At 44.8% G+C, this 15,215-nt stretch carries 17 protein-coding genes; 10 read left to right on the top strand and 7 right to left on the bottom strand.

The window, feature by feature from the left end:
• Nucleotides 1-6: 6 nt before the first annotated feature.
• Nucleotides 7-1,104 carry an aldose epimerase family protein gene (locus tag CSD97_RS11795; RefSeq protein ID WP_034528954.1) on the bottom strand — a complete coding sequence of 366 codons (1,098 nt, stop codon included), beginning with the start codon at nt 1,102-1,104 and terminating at the stop codon, nt 7-9.
• 198 nt (nt 1,105-1,302) lie between these two features.
• Between CSD97_RS11795 and CSD97_RS11790 the strand changes: the two genes are divergently transcribed.
• Nucleotides 1,303-2,274 (top strand): type I phosphomannose isomerase catalytic subunit, encoded by a 972-nt coding sequence (locus CSD97_RS11790; RefSeq protein ID WP_005836045.1) that lies wholly within the window; start codon nt 1,303-1,305, stop codon nt 2,272-2,274.
• A 74-nt stretch (nt 2,275-2,348) separates the two neighbouring features.
• On the opposite strand, the gene CSD97_RS11785 is transcribed toward CSD97_RS11790, so the two are convergent.
• The 4 genes from CSD97_RS11785 to CSD97_RS11770 all read right to left on the bottom strand — a co-directional run bounded on the left by CSD97_RS11785 (nt 2,349) and on the right by CSD97_RS11770 (nt 4,574).
• Nucleotides 2,349-2,609: a hypothetical protein gene (locus tag CSD97_RS11785; RefSeq protein WP_005826570.1), complete on the bottom strand. Its 261-nt coding sequence runs from the start codon at nt 2,607-2,609 to the stop codon at nt 2,349-2,351.
• 12 nt (nt 2,610-2,621) lie between these two features.
• Nucleotides 2,622-2,975: a phage holin family protein gene (locus CSD97_RS11780; RefSeq protein ID WP_005826569.1), complete on the bottom strand. Its 354-nt coding sequence runs from the start codon at nt 2,973-2,975 to the stop codon at nt 2,622-2,624.
• Between the two features lie 19 nt (nt 2,976-2,994).
• Nucleotides 2,995-3,204, bottom strand: a complete 210-nt coding sequence (locus CSD97_RS11775) for a YtxH domain-containing protein (RefSeq protein ID WP_005826568.1) — start codon at nt 3,202-3,204, stop codon at nt 2,995-2,997.
• 92 nt (nt 3,205-3,296) lie between these two features.
• The gene (locus CSD97_RS11770; RefSeq protein WP_005826566.1) at nt 3,297-4,574 is read right to left on the bottom strand and encodes a DEAD/DEAH box helicase; all 1,278 of its coding nucleotides are present in this window, start codon (nt 4,572-4,574) and stop codon (nt 3,297-3,299) included.
• Between the two features lie 174 nt (nt 4,575-4,748).
• On the opposite strand from CSD97_RS11770, the gene CSD97_RS11765 reads away from it, so the two are divergent.
• The 9 genes from CSD97_RS11765 to CSD97_RS11725 all read left to right on the top strand — a co-directional run bounded on the left by CSD97_RS11765 (nt 4,749) and on the right by CSD97_RS11725 (nt 13,707).
• Nucleotides 4,749-5,153, top strand: coding sequence for a lipocalin-like domain-containing protein (locus CSD97_RS11765; protein WP_022402107.1), 405 nt, complete (start codon nt 4,749-4,751; stop codon nt 5,151-5,153).
• A gap of 48 nt (nt 5,154-5,201) precedes the next feature.
• Nucleotides 5,202-5,702: an SPOR domain-containing protein gene (locus CSD97_RS11760; protein WP_005826564.1), complete on the top strand. Its 501-nt coding sequence runs from the start codon at nt 5,202-5,204 to the stop codon at nt 5,700-5,702.
• 400 nt (nt 5,703-6,102) lie between these two features.
• On the top strand, nt 6,103-6,927 hold the full coding sequence (cysQ, locus tag CSD97_RS11755) for a 3'(2'),5'-bisphosphate nucleotidase CysQ (protein ID WP_005826562.1): 825 nt from the start codon (nt 6,103-6,105) through the stop codon (nt 6,925-6,927).
• A gap of 7 nt (nt 6,928-6,934) precedes the next feature.
• Entirely contained in the window at nt 6,935-8,488 is a 1,554-nt protein-coding gene (locus tag CSD97_RS11750; protein ID WP_035448034.1) for an SLC13 family permease, read from the top strand.
• A gap of 21 nt (nt 8,489-8,509) precedes the next feature.
• Complete coding sequence (gene cysC / locus CSD97_RS11745) at nt 8,510-9,115, top strand: adenylyl-sulfate kinase (RefSeq protein ID WP_005836053.1); 606 nt, start codon at nt 8,510-8,512, stop codon at nt 9,113-9,115.
• A gap of 6 nt (nt 9,116-9,121) precedes the next feature.
• The gene (cysD, locus tag CSD97_RS11740) at nt 9,122-10,033 is read left to right on the top strand and encodes a sulfate adenylyltransferase subunit CysD (RefSeq protein WP_005826557.1); all 912 of its coding nucleotides are present in this window, start codon (nt 9,122-9,124) and stop codon (nt 10,031-10,033) included.
• 40 nt (nt 10,034-10,073) lie between these two features.
• Nucleotides 10,074-11,546: a sulfate adenylyltransferase subunit CysN gene (gene cysN, locus CSD97_RS11735; RefSeq protein WP_098032442.1), complete on the top strand. Its 1,473-nt coding sequence runs from the start codon at nt 10,074-10,076 to the stop codon at nt 11,544-11,546.
• A 63-nt stretch (nt 11,547-11,609) separates the two neighbouring features.
• Nucleotides 11,610-12,716: a sulfotransferase gene (locus tag CSD97_RS11730; protein ID WP_022402110.1), complete on the top strand. Its 1,107-nt coding sequence runs from the start codon at nt 11,610-11,612 to the stop codon at nt 12,714-12,716.
• Between the two features lie 25 nt (nt 12,717-12,741).
• Entirely contained in the window at nt 12,742-13,707 is a 966-nt protein-coding gene (locus CSD97_RS11725; RefSeq protein ID WP_057088318.1) for a PCMD domain-containing protein, read from the top strand.
• 82 nt (nt 13,708-13,789) lie between these two features.
• On the opposite strand, the gene CSD97_RS11720 is transcribed toward CSD97_RS11725, so the two are convergent.
• Together CSD97_RS11720 and CSD97_RS11715 are read right to left on the bottom strand one after the other, a co-directional pair.
• On the bottom strand, nt 13,790-14,542 hold the full coding sequence (locus tag CSD97_RS11720; protein WP_098032441.1) for a YjbH domain-containing protein: 753 nt from the start codon (nt 14,540-14,542) through the stop codon (nt 13,790-13,792).
• A 127-nt stretch (nt 14,543-14,669) separates the two neighbouring features.
• Nucleotides 14,670-15,215, bottom strand: a 546-nt coding sequence (locus CSD97_RS11715) for an OmpA family protein (protein ID WP_151882704.1), incomplete at its 5' end; no start/stop codon positions are given.

Genomic DNA, 15,215 nt, shown 5'->3' with positions numbered 1-15,215 from the left:
GTTATTTCATTCTTGTACACCAAACTTGTAGATTGTCACTTGCTGGTACTCATCACCCGGTAGCAATACTGCCGACGGAAAATGGGACTTGTTGGGCGTATCGGGAAAACACTGGGCCTCAAAGCAGACTGCACTTCTTGCAGGGAAAGTGGCTCCATGGGCACCTTCAAAGCCCCCGAGCCAGTTTCCTGTGTAGAGCTGGACGCCATTTTCAGTGGTATATACTTCCATCGTTCGCCCGCTGTTGGGCTCTATGCAGGTGGCTGCAAGGCTCAGCTCTCCACTTTCAGTCTTGTTCAGTACATAGCAATGGTCATATCCTGCGCCATTCACAATTTGTGTATGTTTCTCATCAATTCGTTCACCAAGAGTATGGGGAGTACGGAAATCCATAGGAGTACCTTCTACCTTCAATATCTCTCCGGTAGGAATGGATACTTCATCGATGGGTACATAAAAATCTGCGTTGATGGTAACGATATTGTTTAAGACTGTAGGGGAGGGATTGGCTATACCGGCAAGATTGAAGAAACCGTGATTGGTCAGATTGACGATGGTGGCTTTATCGGTAGTAGCCCGGTATTCGATGACCAGAGCATTGGTCTCATCCTCCAGGCGATAAGTCATTTCTACTTCGAGATTTCCGGGGAAGCCCTCTTCGCCGTCAGCGGATGTGTAGTTGAAGATGACTGTTGATGGCTCTGGCTGGACAGCATCCCATACACGGGTATGAAAACCAGTCGGACCACCATGCAGTGAGTTGGGACCATTGTTGATTGCCAATTGGTGCTCTTCGCCGTATAAAGTAAACTTTCCTTTAGCTATCCGGTTACCGTAGCGTCCGATGGTAGTGTTTAGAAAAGGTTCCGGGCTGTTGATTACATGTTCAATACTGTCGTGTCCTAATACAACATTGGCATATTTGCCATTTTTGTCGGGTACCATGATGGAAAGTATTGCACAGCCGTAATTAGTAACTGCAACTTCCATTCCCTGGGCATTCTTCAGGATAAACAAATCTGTCTTTTTGTTATTTATATCCTTTTGAAAGTCTTTTTGGTTCAAACCGGACAAATTACTTTCTGTTGGAGTAGTGTTTATCATATCCATGGTATTAATTAAATTTCTTGCAAATAAAAAGAAATTCTTTTGTTCCCCCAAGTAATTGGAAGGAAATGTGGAGAACATTTTAGGAAAGTTTAGCGTTTAACAAATGGAATACAAATTGATATTTTTTGTATGTTTGCCCCCGGAATCTAAAAAAATCACATCATTAACAGAAAGTTCTAATAAAAACAACGAATGTATCCTCTAAAATTTGAGCCTATTCTGAAGCAGACGCTTTGGGGAGGCGACAAGATTATTCCATTCAAACATTTGAATGATACCCTTGCCAATGTAGGCGAGAGTTGGGAAGTGTCGGCAGTAGAAGGCAGTGAGTCTATAGTGGCCAATGGTGCAGACAAAGGATTGACGCTGCCGGATATGGTCAGAAAATATAAGGAAGACCTGGTAGGAGAAGCCAACTATGCACGTTTCGGAAATAAGTTTCCTTTATTGATAAAGTTTATTGATGCCAAGTTGGACTTGTCGATTCAGGTACACCCGGGTGACGAGTTGGCTAAGAAACGTCATAACAGTTTTGGTAAAAATGAAATGTGGTATGTTATTGCTGCTGACCAGGGTGCCAAGCTGATTTCCGGTTTTGCAGAGCAGATTACTCCGAAAGAATATAAGGAACGAGTGTATAATGGTACGTTTGCGGATGTTCTGCAGACTTGCGCCATTAAACCGGGCGATGTGTTTTATGTGCCTGCAGGTCGGGTACATGGAATCGGTGCGGGAGCTTTTGTAGCAGAAATACAGCAAACGTCGGATATCACTTACCGTATTTTTGATTACAATCGTAAGGATAAGGATGGTAAATCAAGAGAACTGCATACAAGCCAGGCCATTGATGCCATTAATTTTGCAGATGTGCAGGACGATTTTCGTACGGAGTACGAGCAGGTGCAGAATGAACCGGTAGAAATGGTGGCAAGCCCGTATTTCACGACTTCCATCTATGACATGACGGAAGAAATCACTTGTGACTATTCTGAACTGGATTCTTTTGTTATCTTTATTTGTGTGGAGGGTTCTTGCCGTATTATTGATAATGAGAAGAATGAAGTTTCCGTACAAGCGGGCGAAACAATCCTGCTGCCAGCTGCAACCCAAGAAGTGACGATTGTGCCTGAAGGAGCAGTGAAGTTGCTTGAGACGTACGTATAAAAGTGCTCAGACTATATCGGATAAAAAAGAGGGGATGACTGTTATGGCCATCCCCTCTTTTTTTATCCGATATTCTATCTCTTTCTTCCAAATATTTTTCTGAATTTCTTCATTACCTTTACCCCCAATACTATACCGTCAAAAACAGCCATACCCGTGTTGAATGCTCTCATCATGGCATTTGCCTTGTTGGTAGCTGGTTCCAGCGGAGCAAAAATTTCTTGTGTAAGCCCAGTCATGATTTCTTTCTGGAGTCGTATTTCTTGTAGCAGCATGGCTTTTTTCTGGGCGATGCTTTCTAAAGTGACGGGAGTCGTATTGGTCGTATTATCCATGAATATTTCGAATTAATTGTCTAAGAATAATTCTGCGATAAGTTTTACTGTCGGATCAATAATGAGCTTTTTGCGGAATAGGACAAGCAGAACGATGAGTAGGATATGGAAGCACGTGATAAGTGCAAAACTCATCATTAGCCCGCCTACCAGCGGAGCTAAAATATAGACCAGCGTAAACGACAGATGAAACAGAACCACTACGCCGAGTATGACGACCAATAGCACCAATAAAAGCGTAGAAAGCAGTTTGGACAGTTTTTCGGTGACTTCCAGTTTGGTATATTCTTTTTGCAGCTCCAGGTATTTCTTGAATTCAATGAAGAGCTGCTGCATATTTTCTATACTTTTGTCGTCTGCAAACATAGTGGTTCTGTTTTTTACCTTATTCCGTTACTTCACCTTTGATTTCCGCAGCAATTTCATCTACCAAGTCTTCCATTTCGCTTCGGTTCAGACGAATCCCTTTCTTACGGAGAATTTCTGCGATTTTGTTACGGGTGTCTTCTCCTTTTTCAGGAGCAAATAAGATACCGAGGGCTGCACCTACTGCGGCGCCACCCAGGAAAGCTGCTAAAACATTTAATCCTTTCATAATGATATTCCTTTCTTTTTTGAGGTTCGTACGACAAAACTAACAAATTTTTTGAAACTTTGTTCGGAATATCAGTTTTTTTATGATTGTCTTTATCTTCCAACTCCTTTTGGGGTGTTGTTTTGCGAGGTTTGCTTTTTTCTTCTCCAAAAGTCTCCATTCGTACGGCTCCCGCGATAGATTTTGTTTTCCTTGGTTTTGGCCTTAATTTCTTCAGTCTTGATTTTCTGGGCTTTTAAACCATCGGCGGTGACAAATGGGTGTTCTTTTATTACTGGGATACTTTTCCCTATCAATTTTTGGATATCTTTCAGGTAAGGCAGTTCTTCCGATTCGCAAAAGGAGAGGGCAATACCGTCGTGGCCGGCACGTCCGGTTCGTCCGATACGGTGCACGTATGTTTCCGGAATGTTGGGCAACTCATAGTTGATGACGTGTGATAGTTGGTCCACGTCGATACCTCGTGCTGCAATATCGGTTGCTATCAGTACACGCAGTTCATGGTTCTTAAAGCCGGTCAGTGCTCGCTGTCGGGCATTCTGCGACTTGTTTCCATGTATGGCTTCGGCTCTTATTCCGGACTTACTAAGGGTACGTGCAAGTTTGTCTGCTCCATATTTAGTTCTGGTGAAGATAAGTACGGACTTGATAGCCGGATTCTTCAGCAGATGAATCAGTAAGTCTTTTTTCTCTTTTTTCTCAACGAAATAGACTGATTGGGAGATTGTGTCAACCGTAGACGATGCAGGGGTGACTTCCACTTTCTCGGGGTGCGTCAGCATGGAGTTTGCCAAGGTCTCTATTTCCGGAGGCATTGTGGCCGAAAAGAAGAGAGTCTGCCGTTTTGCGGGCAATAGCTTTAATATGCGTCGGATATCATGTATGAATCCCATGTCCAGCATCCGGTCTGCTTCGTCCAATACGAAGAATTCGAGTGCTTTTAGGTTAATGAAACCTTGGTTGACCAGGTCTTGCAGTCGTCCGGGAGTTGCAACCAGTATTTGTACTCCACGTTTCAGTTCATCTGTCTGTGGCTTTTGTCCTACACCGCCGAAGATGACGGCATGTCTCAGTCCGGTATACTTACCGTATGCACTGAAGGATTCTCCTATCTGTATGGCCAACTCGCGGGTCGGCGTCAGAATGAGTGCTTTGATACTTTTGCGGTTATCCGTTTTATACAACTTTTGCAAGATAGGGATGGAAAATGCGGCGGTTTTGCCTGTTCCGGTTTGAGCACATCCTAATAAGTCTTTTCCTTGAAGTAATATAGGGATCGATTTTTCCTGGATTGGGGTAGGGGTGGAATACCCCTCTTCTTGAAGAGCCTTCAATATAGGTTCTATCAAATTCAAATTTTCAAATGTCATGTAATCAATTAAGTGAGCCTCATGCCCTGTTTATATTTGGCAAATATACGTCAAGTCTTCCGGGAAATCTCTTTTTATGGAGGGGTTTAATTATATTTAACTAAGGATGCTGAGGTATAATCGCATGTTATGGTGTACTTTTGTTCCATATTTAGATAGTGGCATGGAAAAATGATGAAATTGCATTTAAAATATCTTTGGATTGTATTGGTGGCTTGTATTTTGACCGCTTGCATGAATGGTGGGGGTGACTTGGCCGGTAAGTGGCAGTTGCGTCAGTATCAATATGCCGACGGTACATCAGAGAAGGTGGACAGTGTATTCTATAATTTTCAAAAAGGAAGTTTTTCTGCCATATGTTTGTTGAAAGATGGAGGGGTGACTACGTTTTTTGGAAATTATTCTTTGAAAGGTGCTGAAATTTCCATTATTTTGTTGCCTGAAAGTGTTAACGATAAAAATTATGATACTTATTTCGGGTGGCCGGAAGGAAAATGTACCTTTAAAGTAGAAGATTTGTCCTACTCTTCATTGCGTTTGGAATATGAGGGCACGAAATCTATTTTTCGAAAATTTTGAGATAAAGAATAAGAATAGACGATTTTACTAATAAAAACAATAGAAAAGATGAAAAAATTAGCCGTATTGGGAATGGGAGTATGCATAGCTCTGGCATTCTCTTCTTGTAAATCAAGTGAAAGTGCTTATAAGAAAGCATATGAAAAGGCAAAACAGCAGGAATTGGCTGAGCCGCAAACAACTGCCCCTGCTGAAGAGGTGGCTCCAGTGGTTACCGCTCCAGTAGAAGTAAAGGTGGTGGAAAGTGCACCTGCCGGCATGCGTCAGGAAAAGGTGACTGTGGTATCAGGTGGTACCAGCTTGAAAACCTTTAGTGTAGTTTGCGGAGCTTATAGCGTGAAAGCTAATGCGGAAGGTGTGAAGCAGGCATTGGTGAATGAAGGCTATACTGCAATGGTGGTTTACAATGCAGAAAGAAACCTGTATCGTGTAGTTATCGGTACATTCGATGACAGAGCATCCGCCGAGAATCTGCGCGACTCTTTCAAAGCTAAACATCCTTCGAATGATGACTTCCAGAAGGCATGGTTGCTGTATAGCGTCAATTAATAGAATTCTTTTTGGTAATTCATAACAGAAAGGAATGTATGTTTCCTTTCAAGATGAGGCAGTAACTGCGAAGTTACTGCCTTTTTCATGATATGCCGAAAGAATGTGAAGGCTGGCGCTGTCGCGTGTTTGGTTTGGCAAAACAAAGTGTTCAGTACTGTGAACTAACGGACTAATTGAGAAAAGACCCAGATAAACTCATGTTGTCACAGTCTCTTTAGTTCCTCTTCCTTCGTGAATATTTCACTCTATTTCTCTGCTCCGGATTGATTTTCTTGATTGTGAAAAGTGCTTATAATATTCTCTCTTTCGTTTAAAAGAAGTTATAAAACAAGAGGTGGAAACTTTTAGACCTGAAAAAGTTTTTAATTTTGTGCCTTATCTTTGAGAAGAATATAGTATGGAACGACGATATATACTGAATGCGATTGATGCCGCTTTGCAGGCTGGCGAGAAAATTCTTTCCATTTACGATGATCCGGCATCGGATTTTCAGGTAGAAAAAAAAGCGGATAATTCTCCTCTTACTATTGCCGACCGTAAGGCTCATGAAACTATCTGCCGTTTTTTGGCTGATACACCTTTCCCTCTGCTAAGCGAGGAAGGCAAACATTTGCCTTTTTCGGAACGACGGAGTTGGGAAACTTTATGGATTGTAGACCCTTTGGACGGTACGAAGGAGTTCATCAAGAGGAACGGTGAGTTCACAGTGAATATAGCTTTGGTGCATCACTCAGTACCGGTAATGGGAGTCATTTATGTGCCGGTAAAAAAGGAGCTCTATTTTGGAGTGCATGATTCGGGTGCTTATAAGCTATCCGGTATTACTGCACGTGATGGAATGTCGTGGGATGAACTGCTTGCGAAAGCTGTCCGGCTGCCGGAAACAAGCGTGCACGAACGGTTTGTAATTGTGGCTTCCCGTTCGCATCTGACGCCCGAGACAGAAGATTATATCGAGAAAATGAAATGCAGCCATGCGGAAGTTGAGCTTATATCAAGTGGAAGTTCCATCAAGATTTGTCTGGTAGCTGAAGGCAAGGCTGATGTATATCCTCGTTTTGCCCCTACGATGGAATGGGATACGGCGGCTGGGCATGCTATTGCACGTGCTGCCGGAATGGAAATTTATCAGGCGGGGAAGGAAGAACCTTTGCAATATAATAAGGAGGATTTGCTGAATCCGTGGTTTATCGTAGAACCCAAGCATACCGAAATAAAATAACGACTTTATGACATTTGAGATATTGTTTGTGCTGCTGGCATTGTTGGGCATGGTGATTGCCTTGGTTCTGGATAAAATGCGTCCGGGCATGGTGCTCTTTTCTGTCGTAGTATTGTTCTTGTGTGCAGGTATCCTCACTCCTAAGGAGATGCTGGAAGGGTTCAGTAATAAGGGGATGATGACTGTTGCCATGCTGTTTTTGGTCAGTGAAGGCATCAGGCAGTCGGGTGCTTTGGGGCAAGTAATCAAGAAGCTGCTTCCCCAAGGTAAGACTACGGTCTTTAAAGCGCAGTTCCGTATGTTGCCCACCATTGCTTTTATTTCAGCTTTTCTAAACAATACTCCGGTGGTTGTTATCTTTGCTCCCATTATCAAGCGTTGGGCCGAATCTGTAAAATTGCCTGCTACCAAGTTCCTTATACCCCTTTCTTATGTGACGATACTTGGCGGAATCTGCACCCTGATAGGGACGTCGACCAATCTGGTGGTGCATGGTATGATATTGGAAGCCGGATATGAAGGCTTTACTATGTTCGAGTTGGGTAAAGTGGGCATTTTCGTCGCGATTGCAGGCATCCTTTATCTGTTCGCTTTTTCCTCAAGGCTTTTGCCGGATGTTCGTACGGATGCGGTAAAGCTGGATGAGGAACCGGAGGAGCATGGAGATTTACATCGGGTGGAAGCTGTACTCGGCGCCCGTTTTCCCGGTATCAACAAGAAACTTGGTGATTTTAACTTCAAGCGGCATTATGGGGCCGAAGTGAAGGAGATTAAGCGTAGCGGTCAGAGCATTGTTGGAAATCTGGAAAATGAATATCTCCGCGAAGGGGATACGCTGGTGGTGATGGCTGATGACTCTTTTGTAAAGACCTGGGGGGAATCTTCGGTGTTCGTGTTGCTGGCCAATGGCAAGGATACGGAACCGGTGCCCGGAAAGGGAAAGCGCTGGTTTGCCTTGGCTTTGCTGATATTGATGATAGTGGGTGCAACGGTTGGTGAACTTCCGGTTGTCAAGGAAGCTTTTCCGGAAATCAAGTTGGATATGTTTTTCTTCGTTTCCATTACTACTATCATTATGGCCTGGACAAAGATATTTCCGGCCCGCAAGTATACCAAATATATATCTTGGGATATTCTGATAACGATTGCTTGTGCTTTTGCTATCAGCAAGGCGATGGTGAATTCCGGAGTGGCAGATGCTGTGGCGCGTTTCATTATAGGCATGAGCCATCATTATGGCCCCCATGTGTTGCTGGCTGCTGTGTTTATCATAACGAACTTGTTTACAGAACTGATTACGAACAATGCGGCCGCGGCACTCGCTTTCCCGTTGGCACTTTCCATCTCTTCACAGATGGGAGTCAGTCCGATGCCTTTCTTCGTTGTAATTTGTATGGCGGCTTCTGCCAGCTTCTCCACTCCTATAGGGTATCAGACTAATTTGATTGTACAAGGTATCGGTAACTATAAGTTCACGGATTTTGTACGCATCGGGTTACCTTTGAATATCATTACTTTCCTGATATCCATTTTCTTGATTCCTTTAATTTGGCCATTTTAAAAAAAGAAGAAATAATAACATATGGAAGAAAACAACCACATATATCCGATATTTGACAAAATGCTGATGCGGAAAGACAAAGAAGACTTGTTGAAGCAGCACAGCGTGATGGTTTGGTTTACCGGCTTGAGCGGCTCCGGCAAAAGTACGATAGCCATTGCCTTGGAGCGCGAACTTCATAAAAGAGGATTGCTTTGCCGTATCCTGGATGGTGACAACATCCGCAGTGGCATCAACAATAACCTCGGTTTTACGGAGGCCGACCGTGTGGAGAATATCCGGCGTATAGCCGAAGTTTCCAAACTCTTTCTTGATACGGGTGTTATAACAATCGCGGCTTTTATCAGTCCTAATAACGATATTCGTGAAATGGCGGCTGATATTATCGGACAAGACGATTTTCTGGAAGTTTATGTCAGTACCCCGCTTGAAGAGTGTGAACGCCGTGACGTGAAGGGACTTTATGCCAAGGCACGTAAGGGAGAAATCAAGAATTTTACTGGTATTTCCGCGCCTTTTGAGGAGCCGGCTCATCCGGCTCTGACGTTGGACACCTCTGTTCTCAGCCTGGAAGAATCGGTCAATAAACTGTTGGAACTCATTTTACCAAGAATTCAGAAGAAATAAGATATAATGAAAGAAGAATATAAATTGAGCCATTTGAAGGAACTCGAAGCAGAGTCCATTCATATTATCCGTGAAGTGGCAGCGGAGTTTGAAAATCCGGTGATGCTGTATAGTATCGGCAAGGATTCTTCGGTTATGGTGCGCTTGGCCGAAAAGGCGTTTGCTCCCGGCAAAGTGCCGTTCCCGTTGATGCACATCGATTCCAAGTGGAAGTTTAAGGAGATGATACAGTTCCGTGACGAGTATGCCAAGAAGTATGGTTGGAACCTGATAGTGGAAAGCAATATGGAAGCTTTCAATGCAGGTGTCGGGCCTTTTACGCATGGCAGCAAGGTGCATACGGACTTGATGAAAACGCAGGCTTTGCTCCACGCATTGGATAAGTATAAGTTTGATGCGGCATTCGGTGGTGCTCGTCGCGACGAGGAGAAGTCACGTGCCAAAGAGCGTATTTTCTCTTTCCGCGACAAGTTCCATCAATGGGACCCCAAAAATCAGCGTCCCGAATTGTGGGATATTTATAATGCCCGGGTACATAAAGGAGAGAGTATCCGCGTATTTCCGTTAAGTAATTGGACGGAGCTGGACATCTGGCAATATATACGTTTGGAAAACATCCCTATTGTGCCGTTGTATTTTGCCAAGGAACGTCCTTGTGTGGAGATTGACGGAAATCTGATAATGGCGGATGACGACCGCTTGCCGGAACAGTACCGCGACCAGATAAAGATGCGTATGGTGCGTTTCCGTACGCTGGGTTGCTGGCCGTTGACCGGTGCTGTGGAAAGCGATGCCGATACCATCGAGAAGATTGTCGAGGAAATGATGACCACCACCAAGAGTGAACGGACGACCCGTGTCATTGACTTCGACCAAGACGCAAGCATGGAGCAGAAGAAGCGCGAGGGATACTTCTAAAGGAATTAAAAATTAAGAATTAAAAATTAAATCATTAAGGATGAACGATTCTACACTTGATATAAAGGCTTTTCTTGATAAGGATGAGCAGAAAGACTTGTTGCGCTTACTGACTGCCGGTTCTGTGGATGACGGAAAATCCACATTGATAGGCCGTCTGTTGTTCGACAGCAAGAAGCTATATGAGGACCAGCTGGACGCACTGGAACGCGACAGCAAGCGCATGGGAAATGCCGGCGACCACATTGACTACGCCCTTTTGCTGGACGGCTTGAAGGCGGAGCGCGAACAAGGCATCACCATCGACGTGGCATACCGCTACTTCTCGACCAACAATCGTAAGTTTATCATTGCCGACACTCCGGGACACGAGCAATATACACGCAACATGATTACCGGGGGCTCTACAGCTAACTTGGCAATTATTCTGGTGGATGCACGTATGGGTGTCATTACGCAGACGCGCCGGCATACTTTTCTGGTGTCGTTGCTTGGCATCAAGCATGTGGTGCTTGCTGTCAATAAGATGGACCTGGTGGATTTTTCCGAAGAACGTTTTAATGAGATAGTCGATGAATACCGGAAGTTTATAGCTCCATTGGGTATTCCTGACGTAAACTGCATTCCGCTGTCAGCTTTGGATGGCGACAATGTGGTGGAGAAATCGGAACGTACTCCTTGGTATGAGGGTATTTCACTTCTTGACTTTCTGGAGACGGTACATATTGACAACGACCATAATTTGAAGGATTTTCGTTTCCCGGTTCAATACGTCTTGCGCCCCAATCTCGATTTCCGTGGTTTTTGCGGTAAGGTGGCTTCGGGTATTGTTCGTAAGGGAGATGAAGTGATGGCATTGCCTTCCGGTAAGAAGTCGCATATCAAGAGTATAGTTACATACGACGGCGAGTTGGATTACGCCTTTCCGCCCCAGTCCGTCACCCTGACTCTGGAGGATGAAATAGATGTGTCGAGAGGGGAAATGCTGGTACATCCGGATAACCTGCCCGTCATGGACCGCAATTTTGAAACGATGCTGGTTTGGATGGATGAAGAGCCGATGGATATCAACAAATCATTCTTCATCAAACAGACCACCAATATAAGCCGTACCCGCATCGACAGCATCAAGTATAAGGTGGATGTCAATACGATGGAGCATCTTTCCATTGACAACGGAAAGTTGAGCAAGGAAACATTGCCGATGCAGCTCAATCAAATTGCGCGTGTGGTGCTGACTACTGCCAAAGAGCTTTTCTTTGACCCTTATCAGAAGAATAAGGCTACCGGTTCGTTTATCTTGATAGACCCGATAACCAACAATACCAGTGCTGTAGGTATGATTATCGATAGGGTGGAGGATAAGGACATGCACTTAGCTGAGGACCTGCCTATACTGAATTTGCCTAAGCTGGGTATAGCTCCCGAACATTACGAAGCTATAGAAAAGGCTGTGAAAGAGCTGGAACGCCAGGGCGTGGCTGTACGGATAGAGCGCAGTACTTCTTTATAAGTATTGCGGTTCTCTCTCGGCATCACCGGAAGAAAACCATAACATATTAATATAAAGATAATAATGGGATTGTTAGAATTCAATAAGCTTCCGATAAACACCCTGGTAGGTGCGGATTGGAAAACATTCAAGGATATAACGGGCGGTCGTGACATCGGTGCTGCCTACAAAGGTAAGTATCGGCTGACAAAAGCCGTCTGCCGCCTGCTGTCCACTTTGGCTCCTCTGCAGGACAGACGCTATGAAAAGCTCCTGGCAGATAAGCCCTTGGAGCATGATCCGGTATTCATTTTGGGACACTGGCGTAGCGGGACTACGTTTGTGCATAATGTTTTCTCCTGCGACAAGCATTTCGGCTACAACACGACATACCAGACTGTATTTCCGCATCTTATGATGTGGGGGCAGCCTTTCTTCAAGAAGAACATGAGTTGGTTGATGCCGGACAAACGTCCCACGGACAATATGGAACTTGCCGTTGACCTTCCGCAAGAAGAGGAGTTTGCTTTGGCAAATATGATGCCCTACACCTATTATAATTTCTGGTTCCTGCCCGAATATCAGCAAGAGTATGCCGATAAATACCTGCTGTTTGATGACATCACAGAGAAAGAGCTGAAAGTATTTGAGGAGACTTTCGTCAAACTGATAAAGATTTCTCTTTGGAATACGAACGGAACCCAGTTTCTTAGTAAGAATCCGCCTCATACGGGACGTGTGAAAGAGCTTGTCAAGATGTTCCCCAATGCCAAGTTTATCTATCTGATGCGTAATCCTTATACTGTTTTCGAAAGCACACGTAGTTTCTTTACTAACACCATTCAGCCGTTGAAACTGCAGGATATCAGTCATGAGGAGCTTGAGAAGAATATTTTGTCCATTTATGCCAAACTGTATCATAAGTACGAAGCGGACAAGGCATGCATTCCTGAAGGAAACTTGATAGAGGTGAAGTTTGAGGACTTCGAAGCGGACGCAATGGGAATGACTGAACATATCTACAAGGCTTTGTCCATTCCGGGCTTTGCAGAGGCGCGTGCCGATATTGAGAAGTATGTAGGCGGAAAGAAAGGATATAAGAAGAATAAATACAAGTATGATGAGCGTACAGTGCAGTTGGTTCAGGATAACTGGAATTTTGCGCTGGAACAGTGGAAGTACGATTTATAATGATTGTCAATTATCAATGAGAGAAATGATTCAAAAGAAAATTCGTATGTTGGGAGTGCTGTCTGCCATGCTTTGTTGCGGAGCCGTTTCTGCGCAGCAGCACGAGGTAGAGATGATTCCTTTCGGAAATATGGATCAATGGATTGACCGCCAAATCAAGGAATCCGGTATTATTGGCGGTGCCACGAAGAATGTGTATGCCATCGGCCCTACTGCTACTGTCACCGAAACCAAGGCATACAAGAATATGGGAGGTTCGCCGTGGGCGACATCCAATGTGATGGCCCGGGTAGCCGGTATCACGAAAACTAATACTTCTGTTTTTCCGGAAAAGCGAGGGGATGGTTTCTGCGCCCGCATGGACACCCGTATGGAGAGTGTGAAGGTTTTTGGAATAGTAGATATCACGGTGCTGGCTGCCGGCTCTATGTTTCTGGGTGAGGTGCACGAACCTATCAAGGGAACCAAAAATCCGCAGAAAATGCTGAATTCCGGCATACCGTTTACAAAGAAACCTATCGCCATACAGTTTGATTATAAAGTAAAGATGTCCGACCGCGAGAAGCGTATCCGTGCAACGGGCTTTAGCCGTATCACAGATGTGGAAGGAAAGGACTTCCCGGAAGTGAATCTGTTTCTGCAAAAGCGTTGGGAAGATGAGAAGGGGAATATCTATGCCAAGCGCGTAGGAACGATGGTCGTAAGATATTATACTACTACCGATTGGCATAATAATGCCACTTATTCCATCATGTACGGTGATATTACCGGTGACCCTGCGTACAAGGCCCACATGATGCGTCTTCAGGTTGAAGAACGCTATGCAGTTAATAGTAAAGGAGAGAGCGTACCTATTAAGGAGGTTGCCTGGGGAACGGAAGATGATGTGCCTACTCATTTGTTGTTACAGTTTACCTCCAGCCACGGTGGTGCTTACATAGGTTCTCCCGGTAATTCGTTGTGGATTGACAATGTAAAATTGGTATATTAGAATAAAAGCAGTTAAAGTTGGATGTCATACTTTAGCTGCTTTTTTAATGGAGTCACTGAGACTTTGGGTTACTTCTTATTTCTTATTTCAGATGAATTTTGTATGTCAACCCTCCACTGAAATATTTCATCCTCTGCATTTCCACCTGCACATGCAGATGCTTGAACAACAGATAAGTGGCTCCCAAGGCAAAGTCCTTGGAGTCATATTCCGCTATCATCCTTAACTGCGGATGAAAGGACGGATTGTAGGTGACACCCAATGCAAAGCCATTCAGTTTGTACTCCTTGCGGTTGTTGTAAAGGTAGGAAAGATGGACACCGATCTCCTCCTTACCCGCAACGGGTATATGCTTGGAGGCGGCAATATAGAAACGACTGTAATAGCCGTTACCTTCCGTGGTGCCGACCTGGCCGCCGCCGGAGGAAGTGAACGGGTCGGACGTCCCCAGCACGACAGCCGGCATGTATTTCCAGAACTGCCCCTCCTTCAACACACGCAGACGGGCGGAAAAGTAGCGGTCCTGGTTCGTGAATCCGCTGTATCCGTATGGCTTCAATCCTAACGCCTCCGCCTTGAAGAGCGTACACGTGTAGGCCACTTCCAGAAAGGGGAAGATGGTGACATTTAGGAAGTAGTTGTAGGTATGATAGTACCAGGTGGGCGGTGTGAGCTCCTTGTTCAAGAAGTTACCGCCAACCATGAAAGTCTTGTCACGCTGCATCTCCGCAGAGGGCGCATGCAACAGCCCGGTCGTACCATACGTCAACTGGGAAAAGGCCGAAAGGGAAAGGCTGCAAAACAGAACGATAAAGAATAGCTTAAACTTCATCATCACATATAAATTCAGTCGCTGATAAAAAATGGATTGCTTTATGACATGCATCGGACATAGTACCAAAAAAAGGCGTCTGAGTCCCAGACGCCTTCATTTTTAGAGTCTATTTGTCACTTGGAGTATATTATTCCAGGATAACTACGCGGTTCAAGAAGTTCTTGCCGAACATATTGGCAGTACCACCGAATCCAACGAGTTCGAGCTGGTCTTTGTCAACACCCTGAGCAATCAAGGCATCGTAAACAACCTGAGCACGCTTTTCAGACAGCTTCTGGTTCCAAGAAGCGCTACCGGTAGCCTTGTCGGCATAGCCTGCAACCTTGTACTTCTTGTCCGGATTAGCCTTCAGAATCTTGGCTGCCAGTTCGATGTTAACCTTGCCATAGTCGTCCAGACGGGCGCTGCCAATCTTGAAGAAGATGGCACGCGGACCGGCAACTTCAACTTCCTTGGTCACTTCCTTAACTTCAGGTTTAGCGTTGGCCAGTGCATTCTTGCAGTTAGCCAGGTCAGCTTGAGCCTGAGCCAGTTCACTTCTATATCTGTTGATTTCTGCATTGACTGCGTCTTCGTCAATCTTAGAAACCGGAACGAACTTCTTACCGCCGAAGATGTAGCTAACGCCTGCGGTCAGCATACCTGTACCTTCAGCCTTGCGATGGCTGCTGAT

The organism is Bacteroides sp. AR29 (assembly GCF_900217715.1).
GTDB lineage: Bacteria > Bacteroidota > Bacteroidia > Bacteroidales > Bacteroidaceae > Bacteroides > Bacteroides uniformis.
The sequence above is the reverse complement of the archived record's forward strand: the minus strand, read 5'-3'. Positions and strand labels throughout refer to the sequence as shown.

Excerpts from the sequence above, each read along its gene's own strand:
- CSD97_RS11775 (WP_005826568.1), bottom strand. The coding sequence starts at position 3,204 with ATGAAAGGATTAAATGTTTTAGCAGCTTTCCTGGGTGGCGCCGCAGTA.
- CSD97_RS11730 (WP_022402110.1), top strand. The coding sequence starts at position 11,610 with ATGGGATTGTTAGAATTCAATAAGCTTCCGATAAACACCCTGGTAGGT.
- cysD (WP_005826557.1), top strand. The coding sequence starts at position 9,122 with ATGAAAGAAGAATATAAATTGAGCCATTTGAAGGAACTCGAAGCAGAG.
- CSD97_RS11770 (WP_005826566.1), bottom strand. The coding sequence starts at position 4,574 with ATGACATTTGAAAATTTGAATTTGATAGAACCTATATTGAAGGCTCTT.
- CSD97_RS11760 (WP_005826564.1), top strand. The coding sequence starts at position 5,202 with ATGAAAAAATTAGCCGTATTGGGAATGGGAGTATGCATAGCTCTGGCA.
- CSD97_RS11750 (WP_035448034.1), top strand. The coding sequence starts at position 6,935 with ATGACATTTGAGATATTGTTTGTGCTGCTGGCATTGTTGGGCATGGTG.
- CSD97_RS11725 (WP_057088318.1), top strand. The coding sequence starts at position 12,742 with ATGATTCAAAAGAAAATTCGTATGTTGGGAGTGCTGTCTGCCATGCTT.
- cysC (WP_005836053.1), top strand. The coding sequence starts at position 8,510 with ATGGAAGAAAACAACCACATATATCCGATATTTGACAAAATGCTGATG.
- cysQ (WP_005826562.1), top strand. The coding sequence starts at position 6,103 with ATGGAACGACGATATATACTGAATGCGATTGATGCCGCTTTGCAGGCT.
- CSD97_RS11795 (WP_034528954.1), bottom strand. The coding sequence starts at position 1,104 with ATGATAAACACTACTCCAACAGAAAGTAATTTGTCCGGTTTGAACCAA.
- cysN (WP_098032442.1), top strand. The coding sequence starts at position 10,074 with ATGAACGATTCTACACTTGATATAAAGGCTTTTCTTGATAAGGATGAG.
- CSD97_RS11780 (WP_005826569.1), bottom strand. The coding sequence starts at position 2,975 with ATGTTTGCAGACGACAAAAGTATAGAAAATATGCAGCAGCTCTTCATT.
- CSD97_RS11720 (WP_098032441.1), bottom strand. The coding sequence starts at position 14,542 with ATGATGAAGTTTAAGCTATTCTTTATCGTTCTGTTTTGCAGCCTTTCC.
- CSD97_RS11785 (WP_005826570.1), bottom strand. The coding sequence starts at position 2,609 with ATGGATAATACGACCAATACGACTCCCGTCACTTTAGAAAGCATCGCC.
- CSD97_RS11790 (WP_005836045.1), top strand. The coding sequence starts at position 1,303 with ATGTATCCTCTAAAATTTGAGCCTATTCTGAAGCAGACGCTTTGGGGA.
- CSD97_RS11765 (WP_022402107.1), top strand. The coding sequence starts at position 4,749 with ATGAAATTGCATTTAAAATATCTTTGGATTGTATTGGTGGCTTGTATT.